This is a genomic window from Cytobacillus kochii, from assembly GCF_020171845.1.
Taxonomy (GTDB): domain Bacteria; phylum Bacillota; class Bacilli; order Bacillales; family Cytobacillaceae; genus Cytobacillus; species Cytobacillus kochii.
This window is the reverse complement of sequence record NZ_JAIVAM010000004.1, coordinates 81990-102247: the sequence shown is the minus strand read 5'-3', so window position 1 is coordinate 102247 and position 20258 is coordinate 81990. Positions and strand designations below refer to the sequence as shown.

The window sequence follows — 20258 nt, the reverse complement described above, 5'->3', positions numbered from 1 at the left end:
TTTATATATATAAAAACAGCCTAACAAATGTTAGACTGTTTATCATCGAATTATATTTTATTAACGTTAGCCGCTTGAGGTCCACGAGCACCTTCAACAACTTCGAAAGAAACTTCTTGACCTTCATCTAGTGATTTGAATCCTTCAGATTGGATTGCAGAATAATGTACGAATACATCATTTCCGTCTTCGCCTTCGATAAATCCAAAACCTTTTTCTGCGTTAAACCATTTTACTTTACCGTTTTTCATAACAAAAAATCCTCCTTATGGTTAAAAAAACAACCATATAAAAATTCACCTTTAATCATTGTACTTACAAAGACCTATCCAATCAAAGGAAAAGCTTTCTTCATATACCACTAATGAGTAACGGTTAATTTAAATTTAGCATCTATCCCCATCACTGTCAACAAATTACGCTTTTAATCTTTTAGCTTCTCAGGCAAGCTTTGAATCGATTGAACAACGACATCTAACTTCGCCTCAATGCGGTAAAGTAAATACAATGTCACAATGATAGGAAAGCCGACTTCACTGATCATTTTAACAAGCTCACTCACATTCGTTCCCTCCTAAATTTAGCGTAATAAGAATATAGAAGATAATTAAAAAGATGAACCTCTTTCCTTGCAAAAGATAGAGGTTCACCTAAAATTACAACTTGGTAACAATGACCTTATATTACACTATCTCATAATCAGTAACGGTTCTTTCTACAAGTCTTGCACCTTTAACATTTGTAAGCTTTCCTTTTGTTGATTGAACCGCTTCTGAAGCAATCATTTCTTCCATTACAGTAATGACTTCAGCGATGTCAATAGGTTCTTTAGGCTCATCAACTGAAATGGTCGAAACACTTCCATCTGCCGTTCCAAAAGTTAACTCTAATTTTTTCGTCATTCTTTATTCTCCCCCTTCAAATAGTATTATTGTAAAATATCATGGTTGTCATTTCTTTGGATAGAAACGAGTGGTGATTGTGCTAAAGATCCATACGCCTCAGCAAATCGATATAATTGGTCAGCCGTAGTTTCTGATCTCACGTGGCTAAAAGTTTTCACCTTATACTCCGCTTCTCCCTTTTCATTTACACCTGTTTCAAAACTTAATCGTAGCTTTGAATCAACTAAAATTGTTTGTGCCATATTCTCTTCCCCCCTTTCACTTCTTATATAAAAGTTAAAATGCAAAAGAGACAGGCTATCATCAGATAAATTAATACTGAGCTACTCACAAGGTGCTTTCATTTATTAGAACTTTTGAGATTGTTCCACTCCTATTACACACAGCAGATCACCTAAAAATAAGCATTTATTTATTACTATTTCTAGTATTTTTCAAAAATAATACCTTTCTGCTTCTAAACTTAGTGCAAGCGAACAAGCAATCTTATGCGGTTTTCATACTATATTTAATAGCCGGAATAAGGAGGTGGTGACATGAACCTTGTGCAATTTTTGAACCAAAATTATTTTGTATTAATACCGGCGCTTTGGCTCATTGGACATGCACTCAAACAGACCCCTATTATCCCTGATTGGACAATCATTTGGATTTTGTTTATTTGTTCTATCGGTATTGGGAGCATCGGATATGGTTTTTCATTAGAGGCGATTGTTAACGGTATTATTGCAGCTGGTATCGCTGTTTTTGGTCATCAGGTTTTGAAACAAACAAAGGAAGGGATAGTGATAAATAAAAAAACAGATAACGAGGGCTGATATTTGAGGAGGTATGGTGTTCGTGAGAGTAAAGGCTACCGGCATGTTTGGTAGCTTTTATTTTGTTTCTAATTGGACATAAAAAAGACCACAAGTTTAAATGACTTGTGGCCAAAGTAGATCAAAAGATCTAATAGGGAGGAGATCTTACACAATTATAGTATGTCCACATCTTTATTTTGTTTGGACAAACATCCCCGGCGAATTCATTATTTTATATAAAAATTGGTTCTCTATATGCATTTCTAGTGACACCAGTAGAAATGGCTGCTTCACTAACTGCTTTCGCCACATTATGTGCTACATTGGTATCAAATGGATCTGGGATAATATAGTCTCTAGTAAGTTTTTCTTCGTTAATCATACCTGCTATTGCATAAGCAGCCGCAATCTTCATTTCCTCATTAATCACTTTGGCTCCTACATCTAATGCACCTCTAAAAATCCCTGGAAAAGCTAATACATTGTTCACTTGATTAGGAAAATCAGACCGGCCGGTACCAATGATGGCTGCTCCAGCATCTTTGGCTTCCTCTGGCATAATTTCTGGACTAGGATTAGCCATCGCAAAAATTATCGCATCACGATTCATTGTTTGTACCATTTCTTTAGATAATACACCTGCTGCAGAGACTCCAATAAACACGTCTGCCCCATTAATTGCCTCTTTTAACGTACCCGATAGAGACTTACTGTTTGTTATTTTGGCTACCTCTTCTTTAATCGCGTTCATCCCTTCCTCTCTTCCGCTATAAATCATTCCTTTTGTATCACAAAGAATCATTTCGCCAACATTTAATTTTCTTAATAATTTAATAATTGAAATCCCTGCTGCACCTGCACCATTAACGACTACTTTTATTTCATCAAGCTTTTTCCCCACAACCTTCAAGCTGTTGATTAAACCAGCTACTGTTACAATTGCCGTACCGTGTTGATCGTCATGGAAGACAGGAATTCCGCATTCTTCAATTAATCTTTGTTCAATTTCAAAACATCTAGGTGCAGAAATATCTTCAAGGTTCACCCCTCCAAATGAGGGCTCTAATAATTTGACCGTACGGACAATCTCATCTACATCATTGGTCTGAAGACAGATTGGCACAGCATCGACATTGGCAAACTCTTTAAAAAGAATCGCCTTTCCCTCCATTACAGGTAAAGATGCCTGTGCACCTATGTTTCCAAGGCCTAAAACGGCACTACCGTCTGAAACGACTGCGACCATATTGCCTTTACTCGTATATTCATAGGCTGACTCTTCATGCTCAGCAATCTTTAAGCAAGGTTCAGCTACACCTGGAGAATACGCCAAACTTAAATCTTCTTTCGTTTTTACTGGCACCTTTGTGCTAATACTAAGTTTTCCCTTATGCAAACGATGAAGCGCTAGTGCTTTCTCCTTTAATTCCATCATATAACCCTCGCTTATTTTTTTATTTGAAAATTCAGATAATAAAAACATCAACTATTGTTATGCAATCACCTGATAAGTATTTCCTTAAAAAATTGAGAGAAGCAACCTTGTATACCTCTTCATTTACAAAGCGCTTCCCAATATTGTTTAATATTTTTCTAACAACTCAATGATGACTTTAAAAGTTGAAGTTGTGTCCATATAAGCATATCTGCCTTTTCCGTTATAAAAATTACCTCTTTGAATAACAGGATAGCCCATTTCTTCTAGAAGTGTAATCTTTTCATCCATATCTTTTACAACAAAGGATATATGGTGAACACCTTCTCCAAATGATTCTAAATGTGTCTTCCATGTGCTTGGCGCTTTTCCAGGCTCTATTAACTCAATTTCTAATAATGGTGTTCGAATGAACATATAGCGACTATCCGCTTCCGTTGCTTCACCGTTATAAACAACTTTTGTTATGTCACTATGACCTGATTGAATCACTTCTGATTTTTTCACACCTAGCAATTGACAAAACTTATCTGCTGCTCTATCTAAATCTTTAACCACGATAGCAAGTTGTTCAACAACATTTGTACCTAAAAGTGGCTTTTCTTCTCCCGCTTTGTATGTAGTATCCCTAGGTTCGGCACTCTCTAATAATTCAATCAAAGTTTTCGTTTCATTCGCTGTATCAACATAAATGTACCTTCCATCACTTGATGTAAACTCACCTGATTGAAGAAGTGGATAACCATTTTTTTCTAGGTTTGACAAATGATTTTGAATCATATCAACATCAACCGCAATATGATGGATTCCTTCTCCTGTCTCATTGAGAAATTCGCGCATTGTTCCCGGCTCCATATTAGGTTCTATAAGTTCAAATTGAACAGTCGGTGTATTTAGGAATGCTAGTTTACTTTGTGAAGCGGTCGGCTTTCCTTTATAAATTACTTTAGAGACTTCCTCATCACCTGTTAAGAACCAGCCAGGATTAGCGATACCTAACAGTTTTGAAAAATCAGCCGAGGCTTTTTCAATATCATTAACAACAAATGCTAATTGATTGACCTCTGTACTACCAAGAAGTGGCTGTATTTTCGTATTCGATGCCATAATCATTTATCCCCTTTCTTAACTAAGCCCTCTGATGGCTAGGCCTCCATCACTCGAAATGACTTCACCAGTAATGGCGCGTGATTTACTCGAAGCTAATAATAAATATGGACCAACATGATCATCAGCATTCATTGCGATTCTTAATGGATTTCTCGTTTTTATGCTTTTCGCTTTCGTATCATTGTCGATTTCCTTCACAAATGGTTTTAAAGGTGGGATGACATTAAGTGCTGTTAATGTCCCACCAGGGGCAACTGCATTCACTCTTACGTCTGGGGCAACCTCAAAAGCTAATTGTCTCATTAAACCAATTTGCGCATGTTTACTAGCGGTGTACCATACCCCACCACCATCAGGGTAAAATCCTGCACCTGAAACGGTGAAAATGATATTACCTTTTGTCTTTTGCAATTCGTGAAGGGAAGCTTTCGCACCGTTGAAATACCCTTTAACATTAATGTTCATTAATAAATCATAAGCATCATTCATTGCTTCAGCGGTCACATTTTCGAATTTTGCAAATCCATCGAATACCCCTGCATTAGCTATAAAGACATCTAGTCCCCCAAATTTTTCAACAGCTTGATATACCGCTTTTTCGTGGTCTTCAAAAATAGTCACATCTCCTTCTATACAAATCACCTGCTCACCATATTGTGCCTTGATAGCAGCTAATCCGTCTTTTGAGCGATCAAGAATCGTCACATTTGCTCCTTCATTCAGAAATGAATCCACCACAGCTCTCCCAATACCTGATGCCCCACCAGTTACATAAAGCGAGCGACCACTAAACTCTGCCATTCTAGTTGTCCTCCTCTCTTCCTTGTGAATAAATTAAATAAAGATTGCTAGATTTCGAGTATTGATTGTTGTTTGATCCACGATAAATACCCGTTTCGATAACTTCCATTTGCCGTTCTCGAACTTGAATTCATCACGACGCTCTCCTGAAATAATATCGTGATGGATATCTGTACTTCTACTTCTATAAAGAAGTAAATAACTATTCACTGACGCAAATTCTCCCTCTTTATAATCATCCAGTTTTACATTACTGACAAAACGTCGAGTTCGAGAAGGTGGAATTTCCGCCCAAGCATAATCTGTTTTTAATCGATCCACTCTGAGTTTTAGCAAGTCAATATCATCATCGAAACAAAACATATCTGTCGTATAATCAGGTCGCTCTGTTCCTTCCTTATTTATACGGACTGGCATTTGATACTTCAAATCTTGATGCATCAAACTGAACCAGCCATCAAAATCGATATCATCCAATAATTGTGCTTCTTTATATAGCCATTGTTCAAATTCATAGTTTGCAAGCATTTTTTCCATACTCATTTCATCTATCTCCTTTCTTCAAGAATATTTAGCTATTCATTAGCTCCAACCAGTATTTATAAAAATTTCTTTGGTTCGCTTCAGAGAATTTATCATCATAAGCAACTCCAGGACCAATAAAGTCTACTGGTTTTCTATGCAGTCCCATTGTGTAGTTATAAGTTAAATTTTTCATTACTGGCATAGGACCTTTTGCTGCGGCAGTAATGTCAGTAAATACTTCCGTATCGTCTTGTTCAAAAATGCCTGATGGGCTGAATGTAAGGACAAAGGATTCACGTGAACGTCTCTTCCAATCTTCCGGTGCATTTTTTTCCACTAAAAACCAAGCAATCACTTCCATTTTGTCGTGATCGATTGGTCGCCATAACCTAACAGTGGTATTGGAAATTAATTGCCCTTTTACTTTCGTATGAGAAATTAAGAAAGATAGATGTGGAAAGATGTTCCCGATCATATTCTTCAAGTTACTTAACACTTCGAACTGTTCTGACGATAAATTCGATTTATATTCTTCTATTAATTCTTCTGGGAAAGCAAAATCAGGGTTTGGTGTCCCAAGATTTAGACCATGGCCATTTTCACTATGAATTTGATAACCCATTTTGGAATACGTTGCAGAGGGTACCATTCCTAATTTAGCAATTGAGCCATGTGTCACCATTGTATGATAGGAGTCACCAACAAAATTATCAGCACCAATTTTCCAATTCGAATGAATCACGAAACGTTGTGGAGCACCGAGCACTTCCATTTCAGCTCGACCTACTAATATATCAAGATACCATTTAAAGTCTCCTAAAAAATCATCTAATGATTCTGCCTCATCATTCCAAGTACCAAATAACAATCCTTTATAGGATTCAATTCGCACTTCTGTTAAACCCATAGTAGATTTATCTAGCTCTTCGCCATAAATGTTTTTTTGTAATGGAACACCAATTAAATCACCATTGTTTTTAAAGTTAAATCCATGATATGGACAAACAAAAGCAGATTTATTCCCTTTGTCTGCACGACACAACTTCATCCCACGATGCGTACACATATTGTAAAATGCCTTGATGCTGCTATCTGGATTTCTAGATACAATAATTGAATATCCGGCTAAGTCTCTCAGCATATAATCATTTTTATTAGGTATTTCTGATTCATGACCAATAAATATCCATGTTTTCATAAAGACTTTTTTATGTTCTAGATCATAAACTTTCGGATCGGCCAATACGTATGCAGGTATTTCTCCTACTTCCGGTTTGACCGTATCATTCAAATGTTCCAATAGTTCCGATTTTGTCATATCCTCTATGTCTTTTACCGTTTTAATCATAATAATCCCCCTTCTTACCAATTGATTCATCGATGTCACAAAGATTATTGTACTAATTCTTACCCCACTTTGATAGATTGATCCTTATGTTTCAATGTTGAGAGAACACTTAAAGCTGCTAAGTAACTTGTCTTTGGGTTGTTTGGCATCGGGTCATTCTCAACCAATAGTTTCACTTTTCCAAACGCCCCTTTAGCTGTAATCTCATGGCTATTTTTCGTTGCTTTTGGATCAGCAATAATCTTCACTTTTGTCTCTTTTGAACCAAGTCCAGCTAACGATAGAATAATTGATACGTTAATATTCTTAGGAAACTGTTTAATCGCTTCATAGGCATTACCTTCAAATAAGACTGTTTTATTCTCGAGAGTAACACCGTTTAAGGCATGCGGTGGCTTTGTTGTTGTTAACGATACTTCTTGTAAAGCACCAATAGCTTTAGCAGCTTTTAATATATCCAAGCCTCCTACCGCACCTGAAGGTAAATGAATCGTTGTCCCTTGTTCTTTACAAATTGTTTCTAATTGGAGAAAATAGTCGTTATCAGAAAATGCGCCAACACTGCTCACAACGAGATCTTTACCATGTGTGAGAACCGATGTGGCATGAGCTCGAACAACTTCTACAGTAGCTGCTTCAACTATCACATCTATATCTGAAGCAATCAACTCATCGATGGATTGGTAGCTTCGCAAATCATACTCTTCTGCCAGCTCATTTGCTTTCTCTTGATTTCTTGTATACAATCCAACGAATTGTGCGCCATCTACCAATTTATCGCTATTGATAGATTGTAGCAAAAATTTTCCGATATTTCCTCCACCTATTAATCCCAGCTTCATTTTTTAACCCTACTTTCTAATTCGCGAATCCATAAGTGTCTGCAAAAAATTCCAAGCTACAGTGTCTCGTTTCGCGTGAAATACCACTTTCTTTTAAACCAGGAAAATCTAAATGAAGGTCCTGGAATACGGTATGGTTATTGATAAATACAGCACCGGCTTCTAATTGATCAGCAAAAGCAATCGCTTTCTTTTCATTTTCTGTCCAAACAGACGCACGCAAACCAAAATGGCTATCATTTGCAAGCTTTAAAGCTTCTTCATTTGTTTGAAATGAGAGAATCGGAATTACTGGTCCAAATTGTTCTGCTTGAACAATTTCGCTATTTTGATTAACACCAGTAATAATGGTAGGTTCAATAAAGTATCCATCATTCCAACCTTCTGGATCAATTTTGATTCCACCTGTAAGGACTTCTGCCCCTCCATCTTTCGCTCTCGAAATTAACCCTTTCACATATTCATATTGTGATTGATTATTTAACGGCCCCATCTCTACATCTGGTTGAATCCCACTACCAACACGAATATATTGGAACTTTTTCCTTAATTTTTCTACAAGCTCTTCATAACGAGATTCATGCACATATACCCTTTTAACTGCTGAGCATACTTGACCAGCTGCTCGTAAGATACCAAATCTTAACTTAGTTATTAATTCATCATCGAGTTTCGCATCTTCCAAGATAATGGCTGCATCATTCCCGCCTAATTCCATGAAAATGTTTTTCACATTGCTAGCTGACGCTTTCATAATTTCTTTACCCGTTTCCGTACTACCAACAAAGGCAACTGTGCGTACACTAGAATCTTTGCAAAGTGCATCTCCTATTATTGAACCTGATCCTGTTACAACATTCAATACACCATTTGGAAAGTATGAAGCCACTTTTTCTAGAAATGTCATAATCGTTAGCGGACAACTTGTAGCCGGTTTAACGATAACTGTATTACCTGTTAAGATAGCAGGAATAACACGCTTAAAGGTTAAAATCATCGGTGAATTCCATGGTGAGATTACCGCAGTTACCCCTCTCGGCCTTCTCCGAATTTGCACTTTCTGTTTTCCATCTAATGACTCTGGTTGCCACCAAGTTAATAATTCATCGGACGCTTCTCTCATAATGTCGACACATCGAAGTAGATCTTTCTTTGCTTCAATTAATATTTTACCATTTTCCCTTACGAGTAAATTCACATTCTCTTCAACGATTTTTTCAATCGCTCCTGCTGCTAGCTTCATTTTTTCTGCGCGTTCGTGAATATCTGATTGTGACCAAGATTCGAATGCCGTCACTGCTGATGTTATCGCTTTATCAACATGCTCCTTTGTACAAAGGGCAACTTCTCCAACTACTTCTTGCGTATTTGCTGGATTAATGACTTCTTTTTTATTTTCCGCTTCCAACCATTTACCATCAATTAAAAATTTTCCTGAAACTTTAGGATATGTTGAAATCATTTTGCTTCCTCCTATACTCAGATGTTTACTTATAACTTCTTCGGTTTAAACGCATCAGCAGCACCAGGAGGTCCCTCAAAAGGTTTAGCCATTGGTCCTACAGCTTCCATATCTACAACGATGATTGTCGGATTAACACTTTTTGCCGCTTTATTAATTTCTACCGCAAATTCATCACTTGAATGAATTCGTACCGCATCAAATCCCATAGACTCTCCCAATTGCACAAAATCAGGACTTAGTAGATCAACAGCTACTTGACGACCATATGCATTTTGTTGAATATTACGAAGAACGCCATAACCACCATCATCAAATAAGATAACAATAAGTGGGAGTGCTTCCTCGGCAGCAGTCGGCATTTCACCAACATTGACCATAAAGCCCCCATCACCAGCCATTAAAACTACTTTGCGATCCTTTGCAGCCATTTGAGCGCCAATCGCTGTCGGTAACCCTTGACCTATTCCACCACCGGAAGCATGAATAGATGTTCTCGGTTCAAGAATCTCGAATAATCTGCTGCCCCATACATTAGCTTGTACTGTTACATCTCGTACGAGCACTGTATCTTTCGGTAATGCTGCTCTCATTTCGTCCATTATTTGCTCATATGGACCTAAAGTTGCACGTAAATTAGCTCGTAATTTTTCTCTTAGTTGCTTTACTTCAGCCTTATACGATGGTTTATCTTGAACGTCTTTTGTCTGTAATTGCGTGACAAAGTTATTTAAAATATCCTTCGCGTCTCCAACCAGTCCATAACTACAAGGATAATTTCGATTCATTCCTTGCCAATCGGCATCAATTGCAATATGATTATTCGGCACTTCAACCTTCCAATTGGACGTTTCATTTCCTCTAAATCTCACACCGACACTAATTAACAAATCCGCATTCTTGAGCATTTCTTTCGTATCTGGATAGGCAGCAAAATGACCAATACATTGAGGATGATCTTCAGGGATGCTTCCTTTTCCAGATTGGCTCGTAATAACAGCAGCTCCTAGCTGATTGGCCAATCTTGTTAACTCTTGGGATGCATTTGCTGAAATGACACCTCCACCAGCCCAAATCACAGGACGTTTCGCTTTAGCAACCAATGAGAGAATATCTTCAGGAATATATGTATTTGAGTTAGCTTCCGGAGTTTTTACCGACCAGTCTTGTAAATGCAGGTCAGGAATAATCGCAGATTGATAATCAATGGGGATTTCTAACGAAACAGGTCCTGCCGGCGCAGTTTGAGCAGTTACAACCGCCTGCCTTACCACTGCTTTTGCTTGATGTGGCACTCTTAAGCGCATCGCTTGTTTAGAACATCCTTCTAACATTGATAATTGATCTTTACATTCATGAATATAGCCACGGCCAGTACCTAAATAGGGGGATGCTACTTCACCAGTTAGATGCAGAAGTGGTACACCTGCTGCCCAAGCCTCAACAAGTGCGCCAGCTGCATTACCTGCGCCTGTTCCTGTACTTGTAATGACAACACCTAACTCTCCTGTAACACGTGCGTAGCCATCGGCCATATTTACCGCGCCACTTTCGCCACGTGCACAAACAAGATGGATGCTTCCTTCTCGTAGAATGGCATCATAAATCGGCATATTATGTATACTTACAATTCCAAATGCTGTCGTAACGCCCGCTTTAACAAGCTCTTGAACAATCGCATCAGCAACCGTATAGTTCATCTCCGAGTTATCTGTTACCCCCGCTGTCTCCATTTGCTTTGTTTCTGTCATAGTATCTTCCTACCTTTTTTGTGTATTTATAACGCCTTTCCTAATGCACCTGCTGTTTCAATAGTTGAGCCAGCGACATAACTTGCATGCTTGGATGCTAAAAATAAAATCACACTAGCTACTTCTTCTGCTTCTCCAACACGACCAAGTGGGATATTTCTTTTCTTCGCTAAGTCTGCATAATAACTTTCTGGATCCATCTCGGGTGCATTTTTTTTCCTTCTTCTCTCCCATTGATCCGTTCTAATTAAGCCAAGACTTACAGAATTCACAAGAATATTATCACTCGCCAGTTCTTGCGATAATGTTTTACTTAAATTAAGTAATCCTGCTCTTGTCGCAGCTGTTGCAATCATATGCCTCTCCGGTTCTTTCGCGAGCGTAGCATTTATATTTATTATTCGACCGCCGCCACGCTTAACTAAGTAGGGATGAACAGCTTTTACAGCGTGGATGATAGCAAAATACTTTAATTGAATCTGTTGTTCCCATTGATCATCAGTAACATCAAAGAAATGTCCCATTACACTTTGCCCTGCTGCATTAACTAAAATATCAATACCTGAAAATTTTTCTGCCGCACCTTTGACAAAACGCTGTACATCTTCTTTATTCGTTACATCACATGTTTCGGCAAAAATGCGATCAGCAGATGCTAAATCAGTTAAATACTTCTCTGCCGTATTTTTTCTTGTTTCATCTCTACCACAAATAGCAACTTTAGCACCTTCAGCTAGGAACATCTCAGCCGTTTTCAATCCAACGCCTGAAGTCCCTCCCATAATAATTGCTACTTTATTATTTAATCCTAAATCCATTACACTCTTCCTTTCTTAAGTTAGGCATTAAATCAAAGATTGTAATTTTGCCCAGCCTGGATCTGGTTTTCCCCCCATTGCTGCACGTGCTTCTTTGGATGGTGGCCCAGCAATCCCCCACTGATCCATTAAGTGTGGTACACGTTTCCATACTCTTGCTTTCCATTCTGCTTCATCCTCAATCGTTTCAAGATAACAAGTGTATTCCATAACAAAATTACCTGGGTCTTTGAAATAGCAAAAGATATTATCTCCTGGTCCGTGTCTACCTGGTCCCCATAGTTCACTCAATCCAGCTTTCCGCACATTAGCAATGCCACGCATTACCTCATCAACTGTGTCAACTTCGTAAGCAATATGATTGACAGATGCATGACCCTCTTGATTAAAAGCAATGGAGTGATGTTTTCGATTACAACGTAAGAACACCATTTTATCTTCGCTCCAGTCTGTCACTTTAAAGCCAAGAATATCTGTATAAAATTCTGTAATCATTTGTAAATCAGCGGTATTCATGACTACATGATTAAGCTTGACTGGATCTACATTTTTTTGATTCCAAATAGATGTATGAATTTCAACCCACGTCGATAATTCGATTACACGATTTTCTGGATCAGCAAAGCGGAGACCATAACCTTTACCTTCCTCATCTAAATAGCCCGGTGCTTGCACAATCGGTACGCCTTTTTCTTGTAAATATTCTGCAGCACGGTCAACAGCATGCTTATCCACCATGCCAAATGCGATATGATGAAGAGCACTTCTGTCTCCACTGTGCAAACTAAGAATATGGTTCTCAGGTCCTGCTCCTCTGAAATAAACCGTTTGTTCATCCTCAGCCGTTTTGTCTAATCCCCAAACTTTTTCATAAAAGGCTGCTTGTTCTTCAATGTTCGGAGTAATAAGACTGATATGTCTTAAATGGGTAATACCAATCATTTTGAAAACCTCCTCTATAAATAAAGCGAAAGTTCGTGGTAAATGTTTCGCTCGTTACAAATTATTGGTAAATATAGAATGTTAATAAAAATCGGTAAGGATAGACCATATGAGATTGGTCTTCCTTACCTCACTTAATTATTTATCTGCAATAATTGCTTCTCTTTCTTTCGCTCTTTGAAGACGAAGTTCTTCTAATTCGCTCCCTTTAACGTAAGTTGGCAAATTCGGTTTAACTGCACCAAGCATAACCAACATTAATGCTTCTTCGTCACCATCATTATGAATCCCACGATATACGCCAGGTGGGGAGCTGATACAATCACGCTCGTTTAAACGAATTTCATGAACCTCATCACTATCTACTTCTTGAATCAACGCTTTTACACTTCCTTTAATAATGAAGAAAACTTCTTCAACATCATCATGTAAATGCAATGGTCCAATACAACCTGCAGGTAATACCATTGTGCTTAATGTAAAGTGCTCAGCTGCAATAACATTAGAATCAGCATTTGCAGTGGCTCCACGACCAATATATCTCATTTGTGCTCTTTTAAATCTTGGGTCAATTTCTTCTTGGAATTTAAGAACATTCCAATCTAATGAACGATCCTGTAATCTTGCTACATGCTTCTTTTCAAATTCTTTAACATCAATTGCCATTTTAAAAACACTCCTTTATGTTTTATATTAGAAACACTGTTTCTCCTATAAATCAATTTTAAAATCTGTTAACAAAAAAGTCAACAAATTTTGAGAAAATTTTAAAAAGATAAATAGTTGAAATAAAACGATTACCCCACTATTGACTGGTTATTATGAACAACCCTTAACTCAGTTGATTCACGCTTAAGAGTAAATAAATATGCAACAAAACCTAACGTGGAGGCAAAAATTAACACAATAATTGATGTCCCAAAGTCTCCGTTTGATAGATCTCGTAAATATCCCATAATATAACTGGCGAAACCACCCATAATATTAGTAAACCCCATCATACCTGCTGCTCTACCAGCGGTTTCAGGTGTAGAGAATTTCACAATAAATAAATTACTTAGATGGAAGACTCCACCTTGTGTACCCATAGCTAACCCCATGCAAATACCAGCAACTATCGCGTTAGGTGACATAATACCACCACATAAAAAGATTGTTGTTAGTACAAATAAAATGGTCGCCATCAGGCTTGGACGGTTTGTCTTATCTGATAAGTAACCACAAATAAGGACAAATCCTAAGGCAAATAACCAAGATAAGGATGTAATACTACTCATTGCTTCCCTAGAAAAACTCTTCGCTTCGATTAAATAAGTAGGTAACCATATACTAATACCAAAAAATAAGAAGGAAGACATCAGCATTCCAAACCATACAATCCAGTACCGATAGTCTTGGGCAAAATTTTTCGATCCATCTTTTTTATCAACCGGGTTTTTCTCACGTATATAGGAAAGCTCATCATGTGTAATCCCTTTGTGCTCTTCTGGTATATCTCTTGTAAGAAAATAAAAAAGTGGCAGTACAAGCAATAAATTAAAAGCAGCGAGTAAGAAAAATGCAGCTTGCCAATGGAGACTAGCAATGATAGCGGTTAACATTAATGCACCAACAGCCGGGCCTAAATAGTTACCAGATAACCATGAAGCTTGTGCTTTTCCTAATTCTTTATAATGGAACCAGTTAGCAATGAATTTTCCACATACAGGAATCATCATTCCCTCACCAAATCCAAGAACGATTCTTGATAAGATAAACATTTCATATGTAGTCGATAAGCCAGCAGTAATCATAGTAATGGTCCAAACAACCAAACCTAACATTGCTGTTTTTCTGGCACCTAGTTTATCAATAATTACACCCCAAAATAGGTTTGAAACCGCATAAGCAATTGTGAATATAAAAGTGATGAAACCAATCTTGGCATTTTCACCAGCAATCCCTAAGTCACTAAGAAAATCAGCATCTGTTTGAATAATAGAAATACCGAGCTTGTCAATTTGGCCAAAAAACCAAAAGAAAAATATCGGTACAGCAATATATAACCATCTTTTCTTTCCTGTTAACATCCTTTACCCTCCTATCATATGTGGAAAAAATCACTAATTAACAAAAATCACCTCCATTCAAATGTCTATTCATCCAAAACTTTGTTTTTTATACAAAACAAAGTTTATATAATCTTAAAATTTTTAAAAAATTTTGTCAATACAGATTGTTATAAATTAAAACTATTTTCACTATACTTATAATGAAAATTGAACATCTCAAGTGAGTTCGCTTATTCTAATAGTGAATGCGTATTATTTTAAAGAATCCCATAAAGTTTCGAAAATTAAGAGATAAATGTCACTTTATCAGGTGATTTCATTTATTTTTTTAGAATCTATTCAATTTATTGACGTTTTTTATCGTGAACGATTTATAAAAAGAGAGTCAAAGGAAAGACAAATGAAGAGTTGAAATAGTAATGGTTAATCTAGTAGATTAGATTGTAGAGTTATAACTATGAGTGCAACACCAGGGGAAAGATTGTACATAAATGAACCAAACAATTACTCTTTCATAAACTGGAAAGAACTAAGTTTCATGGTAAAGAAAAAGGTAAATCCAATACAAAAACCCGAATCAATAAGATTCGGGTACAACAATTGATAGTGAGTAGTTCGTGTCTTCTAGTGAATCAATTTCCAACAAGTCCGGATAATTGTTTGGATATATCAAGGATTTTCGGTAAAGCTACTTTTTCGATAAAATCATTCTGATATGTGACATCAGTGGCGACAATATTTATGGCTGCTACCACTTTTCCACTACGATCATAGATTGGCGCAGCCACAGATTGAATCCCTTGATGGAATTCACCTAAAGATATCGCATAACCGTTTTTCCTGATTGTTTCTAATTCTTCAAAGAACCCAGGTAAATCAGTTTGCGTTTTTTCTGTATACGGTTTTAAGTTAGATCCATACACTGTCTCACGTAGCTTCCCTTCTGGTTGCATAGCTAATAGAAGCTTGCCATTAGCTGTTGCATGTGCAGGCAATCTTAAACCGATATTTACATTTATGGCAGATACCCCGCGAACAGGTGCACTACCTATGTATACGACTTCATAATCATCTAATATCGATAAATGACATGACGCTCCAGTTGTATCACGGAGTGTATCCAAATAAGGCTGAATGATTTCAGGTAAGTTTAAACTATTCAAATAAGCAAACCCAAGCTCAAGCACTTTTGGTGTTAAGCTATAGCGCTTTGTATGTTCATCTTGATGTAAGTAACCTAACGTTTGCAATGTATAAAGTAAACGGTATGGTACTGTACGACTTACATTTAGTTCCTTCGCAATTTCAGCTAGAGACATCGTTGGACGTCCACCGTTGAATAATTTCAAAATTTCTAATCCTCTGACTAATGAATTGGCATTATATCTCTCTTTTTCACCGTTAGCCACTCCATCACCCCACTTTCCCAGTAAATGCTATATTACTATTTTAACAAAAAATCGATGAAAAAGATATTAAGAATCATTTTCATTTATATATTTACAGGATTTTGCAGAAATGTCCGAACGGCTTCATTAAAAGATGCTGGATCCTCTTGATAGCATAGATGGCCTGTCTTAGGAATGATCACCAACTGTGATTCGGCAATCGCATGATGAAATATTTCTGCTTCTTCAACAGGAGTTGCCTTATCAAATTCACCACATAATATTAAAGTTGGCGTTGTTATACTCCCATAAATGTCTGTGTGATCCAAGGAATATAATGAGTTAGCAACCGAGATATACCCTTTCGGTCGAACTTGTGCCATAATTCTTTCTGCTTCTTTCACAACCTCCAGATTCGCCTCTGGCGCCAACAATTCTCTTACTCTTTGTTTTGCTAGTTCTTCTCCTGTCAGGTTTGTCACATTATAAACTCTTCTAGTTAACTTTTTCCTGTTCTCTTCTTCACTATTCCCAGCAGCCCCTCGTGTTGGATCAGCAATAATAAGTAATTCAACTCTATCTTTGTAACGGTAGGTAAAATCTATAGCTATGGCAGAACCCATTGAATGACCAAGTAAGTAAAATTTTTGTAATTCTAGTGCATCGACAAATTGCTTTAGTACATCAGCAAATTGCCGAAAACTTGTAAACTCTTCCTCCGGATCACTACTTTGACCATAACCTGGTGCATCCCAAACGAATACTTGAAAGTCTTTTGATAAATCATCCAATTGTTTTGTCCACGACTGAGAATTATTACCTAACCCGTGTAAAATAATAAGCGGCTTTCCCTCACCTTTCACTCTGTAATGAATCTTCATTTCTTTACTTACTCTTATGGTAGGCATTTTACTCCTCCTCTTCATTATGTTTCTATAACAAAACATTGTTTTAATTTTAAATAGATACCCATCATTTGTCAATCATTATTCTAAATTTTTAGATATTTCACTATTGTTATGTACTACTCTTACTTTTATTTTTATGAGTAATCTTTATCAAACTAGGGTATGCATTTAATAATAAACTAGGAGGTGGAGAACATGCCCTGGCATACGACAGATTATCCCGATTCATTCAAAAACTTAGAAACAGCGATGAAGAAAAAAGCCATTGAAATAGCTAACAGCCTCATACGTGATGGCTATAATGAAAGTCGTGCTATCCCAATTGCCATTGAACAAAGTAAAAAATGGTATAGCAATGCAACAACGAAAGAACGAAACCAAATGATTCAAGCAACTGACAGTGAGTTACAACCCAAAGGAAAAGGGGATAAAGAAAAGAGTAAACGCGTTCAAGAAGGACAACATGTACTACCACACGATGATGGTTGGGCAATTACAACTGATCAAGGAAAAAAACCATCTGAGATCCTTCCTACGAAGGCAGAAGCAGTCAAAAGAGCAAAGGAAATCGCTCAAAATAAAAATACACATCTTGTAATATATAAAAAAGATGGGACCATTGACGAGAAACATTCTTATGATATAGAAGAGTAACAATATATTACTGCCTATTCAAGCACAAATACAAACAAGCCGAATAAGGTTTCGGCTTGTTTGCATGCTCTTATTCTTTATTTTCTATCCTTAAGAACTTAGGAAAAAGGTTATCCTTTTTTTTATCTTGTTTAACACATTGTTAAACCACCGTTAACAGAAAGTGTTTGCCCGGTAATATAATCCGCTTCCTTCGAAGCAAAAAAAGCGACTGCCCCAGCAATATCCTCTGGTTGGGCTAATTTTCGGAATGGAATGGCTTTCTCTAGTGCAGCAGCAATCCCTTTATTATAAGATCCTATCTCCTGGAAAAGTGGCGTATCGGCTGGACCTGGCGCAATGCAGTTCACATTAATCTGATATCTGGCCATTTCTCTTGCAATCGTCTTTGTAAATGCAATTACACCACCTTTAGCAGCAGAGTAAACTCCTTCTCCACTTGAACCTACTCTCCCAGAATCTGAAGCAATGTTGACTACCTTTCCTTTCCCATTTTCTATCATTAATGGCAGGATCGTTTTACATGTGTGTACTTGACCCATTAAATTAATGTCTATTACCTTTCTCCAAGTATCGGGTTCACTTTGTAAAAATGGTTCAATTTTATCCCATCCCGCATTATTTACAAGTAAATCAATACGCCCATACTTCTGCTGCACTTCCTTTACTGATCGTTCTACACTTTCTAAACTCGTAACATCACAATGTACAGCAAACCCCTCTCCACCTATTTCTTTCACAAGTTCAATAGTTTCTTTCGCATTATTTATATTGATATCACTGGCAACCACTTGATAATTATTTGCAACGGCTAAACAAATTGCTCTTCCCATCCCCCTACCGCCACCGGTAATATAGGCAATTTTACTCATTATTCAAACACTCCTTTTTACTTAAGTCACATTCAATTCTTTAGTAACGATTCTCTTAATTTAAACTTCTGGATTTTTCCACTTGCTGTTCGTGGAAATTCCTCTAGAAGAACAAAATGTTCGGGCCAATATTGTTTCGCTACCCCTTTTTCCAGTAAAAACTGTTGTAACATCGCTAAAGTAAGCGTAGTAGCCCCTTGTTTCAATTGAATAAATGCGCATGCTTTTTCTTGCAATCGTTCATCTGGCATTGCCACAACCTGCACATCATTGATCAACTCATACTCATATAGGACATTTTCAATATAAGATACGGGGATATTTTCCCCACCTCGAATAATAATATCTTTGTTTCTACCAGTAATTCTTAAATAACCATCCTCATCCAACACGCCTCTATCACCAGTAATAAACCAATCTCGATCGAATTCAGACTGCGTTTTCTCTATTTGTTTATAATAACCGCGAAATAAAGCCGGTCCACGGCAATAAATATTACCTTCTTCTCCTGCCTGGCAAGTCTCCCCTTCTTGATTGACAACCTTTACTTCCATGCCAGTGAAAGCAACACCATCTGTTTCCGTCAATTTTTGAATGGAATCAGTTCTCTTTGTTAAGGTAACTAACCCATTTTCTGTTTGCCCCCAACCGGCCAATATTTTGAATGATACAACCTTTTCTGCTTGTTTGACTAAGTTTCTCGGAATAGGGGCGCCTAAAGCAATAAAATACTTCAAACTACTAATATCTGCTGTGCTTTTTTTAGCCGCTGCGATTGTGTCTTTTAGAAAAGGTGTAGCTCCAGCCGTAAAAGTCACTTTCTCTGTTTCTATAAGCTTTAAGAATGAATCTGGATTCCAAGTATCTTGGTAGACGGCTGTACCACCATATTGTGTTGGTAACCTTACACCGTATGCAAACCCAGTTTGATGGGCAAAGGTTGAAGCCATAAATAACACATCTTCATTCGTTAATTGCAAATGATCAATCCAATAATGGGAAGTAATACATAAAGTATTATGAGTATGCATGACACCTTTAGGAAGACCTGTTGTGCCTGATGTAAAGATGATCTCAGTCACTTCATTAGGATCTATTTCTATGTTTAGCTCATCTCTACGTTTTTGAAGTATGTCTATAGAAGTGACTATTGATGCAAACGATTTCATTTTTTTCGGTATTGGTAACGAATTTCCTACAACAACAACATTCTCAAGTTCCGGCCATTCGTTTAGACATTTTCCTACCATTTCAATATAATCATGGCCTCTAAAACAATCTGGAATAATTAATAATTTAGCCCCTGCCTCTTTAACCATATAAGTAAGTTCTCTTTCTCGGTAAATAGGTACAAGAGGGTTCGTAATCGCCCCAATTTTTGAAGCAGCATAATGCAGAATAACAAACTCATTCCAATTCGGAAGCTGAATAGAAATGACATCGCCTTTTTTTATACCTAAGTCCAATAAACCTAGTGCGACGCGATCGACCACTGAACCTAACATTTTGTATGTGTATCGACTTTTACTATCGATAATCGCTGTTTTATTTGGTGTACGTGTGATTGCTTCATCTAAGTAATCAATCATCGTTTTATTGAGCCATTGTGAAGAATATGATGTTAATCCATCTAATTGTTCCACAAT

22 protein-coding genes are annotated in these 20258 nt (G+C 37.2%); 2 read left to right on the top strand and 20 right to left on the bottom strand.

What is annotated here, in order from left to right; all coding sequences use genetic code 11:
- Positions 1-50: 50 nt before the first annotated feature.
- The 4 genes from LCM23_RS07020 to LCM23_RS07005 all read right to left on the bottom strand — a co-directional run bounded on the left by LCM23_RS07020 (position 51) and on the right by LCM23_RS07005 (position 1147).
- Positions 51-251, bottom strand: coding sequence for a cold-shock protein (locus LCM23_RS07020; RefSeq protein ID WP_095373442.1), 201 nt, complete (start codon positions 249-251; stop codon positions 51-53).
- A 173-nt stretch (positions 252-424) separates the two neighbouring features.
- Complete coding sequence (locus tag LCM23_RS07015) at positions 425-544, bottom strand: YvrJ family protein (protein WP_263624176.1); 120 nt, start codon at positions 542-544, stop codon at positions 425-427.
- Positions 545-683: 139 nt separating this feature from the next.
- Positions 684-902, bottom strand: coding sequence for a DUF2922 domain-containing protein (locus LCM23_RS07010; RefSeq protein ID WP_224936291.1), 219 nt, complete (start codon positions 900-902; stop codon positions 684-686).
- A gap of 26 nt (positions 903-928) precedes the next feature.
- The gene (locus LCM23_RS07005; RefSeq protein WP_224936290.1) at positions 929-1147 is read right to left on the bottom strand and encodes a DUF1659 domain-containing protein; all 219 of its coding nucleotides are present in this window, start codon (positions 1145-1147) and stop codon (positions 929-931) included.
- A 294-nt stretch (positions 1148-1441) separates the two neighbouring features.
- Here LCM23_RS07005 and LCM23_RS07000 point away from each other — a divergent pair, with 294 nt between their 5' ends.
- Entirely contained in the window at positions 1442-1723 is a 282-nt protein-coding gene (locus LCM23_RS07000; protein ID WP_095373446.1) for a phage holin family protein, read from the top strand.
- Positions 1724-1937: 214 nt separating this feature from the next.
- Here the strand turns inward: LCM23_RS07000 and LCM23_RS06995 are convergent, their stop codons facing one another.
- The 14 genes from LCM23_RS06995 to LCM23_RS06930 all read right to left on the bottom strand — a co-directional run bounded on the left by LCM23_RS06995 (position 1938) and on the right by LCM23_RS06930 (position 17086).
- Entirely contained in the window at positions 1938-3137 is a 1200-nt protein-coding gene (locus LCM23_RS06995; RefSeq protein ID WP_224936289.1) for an NAD(P)-dependent malic enzyme, read from the bottom strand.
- A 150-nt stretch (positions 3138-3287) separates the two neighbouring features.
- The gene (locus LCM23_RS06990; RefSeq protein WP_224936288.1) at positions 3288-4247 is read right to left on the bottom strand and encodes a VOC family protein; all 960 of its coding nucleotides are present in this window, start codon (positions 4245-4247) and stop codon (positions 3288-3290) included.
- Between the two features lie 18 nt (positions 4248-4265).
- A complete protein-coding gene (locus LCM23_RS06985) occupies positions 4266-5051 on the bottom strand; it encodes an SDR family NAD(P)-dependent oxidoreductase (protein ID WP_095373449.1) in 786 nt (261 codons plus the stop codon).
- Between the two features lie 33 nt (positions 5052-5084).
- A complete protein-coding gene (locus LCM23_RS06980; protein WP_224936287.1) occupies positions 5085-5594 on the bottom strand; it encodes an aromatic-ring-hydroxylating dioxygenase subunit beta in 510 nt (169 codons plus the stop codon).
- 28 nt (positions 5595-5622) lie between these two features.
- Positions 5623-6924 (bottom strand): aromatic ring-hydroxylating dioxygenase subunit alpha, encoded by a 1302-nt coding sequence (locus LCM23_RS06975; RefSeq protein WP_224936286.1) that lies wholly within the window; start codon positions 6922-6924, stop codon positions 5623-5625.
- 59 nt (positions 6925-6983) lie between these two features.
- Positions 6984-7766 (bottom strand): aspartate dehydrogenase, encoded by a 783-nt coding sequence (locus LCM23_RS06970; protein ID WP_224936285.1) that lies wholly within the window; start codon positions 7764-7766, stop codon positions 6984-6986.
- Between the two features lie 16 nt (positions 7767-7782).
- Positions 7783-9228 (bottom strand): aldehyde dehydrogenase family protein, encoded by a 1446-nt coding sequence (locus tag LCM23_RS06965; RefSeq protein WP_224936284.1) that lies wholly within the window; start codon positions 9226-9228, stop codon positions 7783-7785.
- 29 nt (positions 9229-9257) lie between these two features.
- Positions 9258-10979 (bottom strand): thiamine pyrophosphate-binding protein, encoded by a 1722-nt coding sequence (locus tag LCM23_RS06960; protein ID WP_224936283.1) that lies wholly within the window; start codon positions 10977-10979, stop codon positions 9258-9260.
- A 26-nt stretch (positions 10980-11005) separates the two neighbouring features.
- A complete protein-coding gene (locus LCM23_RS06955) occupies positions 11006-11797 on the bottom strand; it encodes an SDR family oxidoreductase (protein ID WP_224936282.1) in 792 nt (263 codons plus the stop codon).
- A gap of 27 nt (positions 11798-11824) precedes the next feature.
- Complete coding sequence (locus LCM23_RS06950) at positions 11825-12739, bottom strand: VOC family protein (RefSeq protein ID WP_224936281.1); 915 nt, start codon at positions 12737-12739, stop codon at positions 11825-11827.
- 138 nt (positions 12740-12877) lie between these two features.
- On the bottom strand, positions 12878-13405 hold the full coding sequence (locus tag LCM23_RS06945) for a cupin domain-containing protein (protein WP_224936280.1): 528 nt from the start codon (positions 13403-13405) through the stop codon (positions 12878-12880).
- Positions 13406-13536: 131 nt separating this feature from the next.
- Positions 13537-14808: an MFS transporter gene (locus LCM23_RS06940; RefSeq protein ID WP_224936279.1), complete on the bottom strand. Its 1272-nt coding sequence runs from the start codon at positions 14806-14808 to the stop codon at positions 13537-13539.
- Between the two features lie 614 nt (positions 14809-15422).
- Positions 15423-16199 carry an IclR family transcriptional regulator gene (locus LCM23_RS06935; protein WP_224936278.1) on the bottom strand — a complete coding sequence of 259 codons (777 nt, stop codon included), beginning with the start codon at positions 16197-16199 and terminating at the stop codon, positions 15423-15425.
- An 83-nt stretch (positions 16200-16282) separates the two neighbouring features.
- On the bottom strand, positions 16283-17086 hold the full coding sequence (locus LCM23_RS06930; protein ID WP_224936277.1) for an alpha/beta fold hydrolase: 804 nt from the start codon (positions 17084-17086) through the stop codon (positions 16283-16285).
- A 195-nt stretch (positions 17087-17281) separates the two neighbouring features.
- Here LCM23_RS06930 and LCM23_RS06925 point away from each other — a divergent pair, with 195 nt between their 5' ends.
- Complete coding sequence (locus tag LCM23_RS06925) at positions 17282-17740, top strand: DUF2188 domain-containing protein (protein WP_224936276.1); 459 nt, start codon at positions 17282-17284, stop codon at positions 17738-17740.
- A gap of 131 nt (positions 17741-17871) precedes the next feature.
- Here the strand turns inward: LCM23_RS06925 and LCM23_RS06920 are convergent, their stop codons facing one another.
- Both LCM23_RS06920 and LCM23_RS06915 read right to left on the bottom strand, forming a co-directional pair.
- Positions 17872-18612: an SDR family NAD(P)-dependent oxidoreductase gene (locus tag LCM23_RS06920; protein WP_224936275.1), complete on the bottom strand. Its 741-nt coding sequence runs from the start codon at positions 18610-18612 to the stop codon at positions 17872-17874.
- Positions 18613-18644: 32 nt separating this feature from the next.
- Positions 18645-20255 (bottom strand): AMP-binding protein, encoded by a 1611-nt coding sequence (locus tag LCM23_RS06915; protein ID WP_224936274.1) that lies wholly within the window; start codon positions 20253-20255, stop codon positions 18645-18647.
- Positions 20256-20258: the final 3 nt, after the last annotated feature.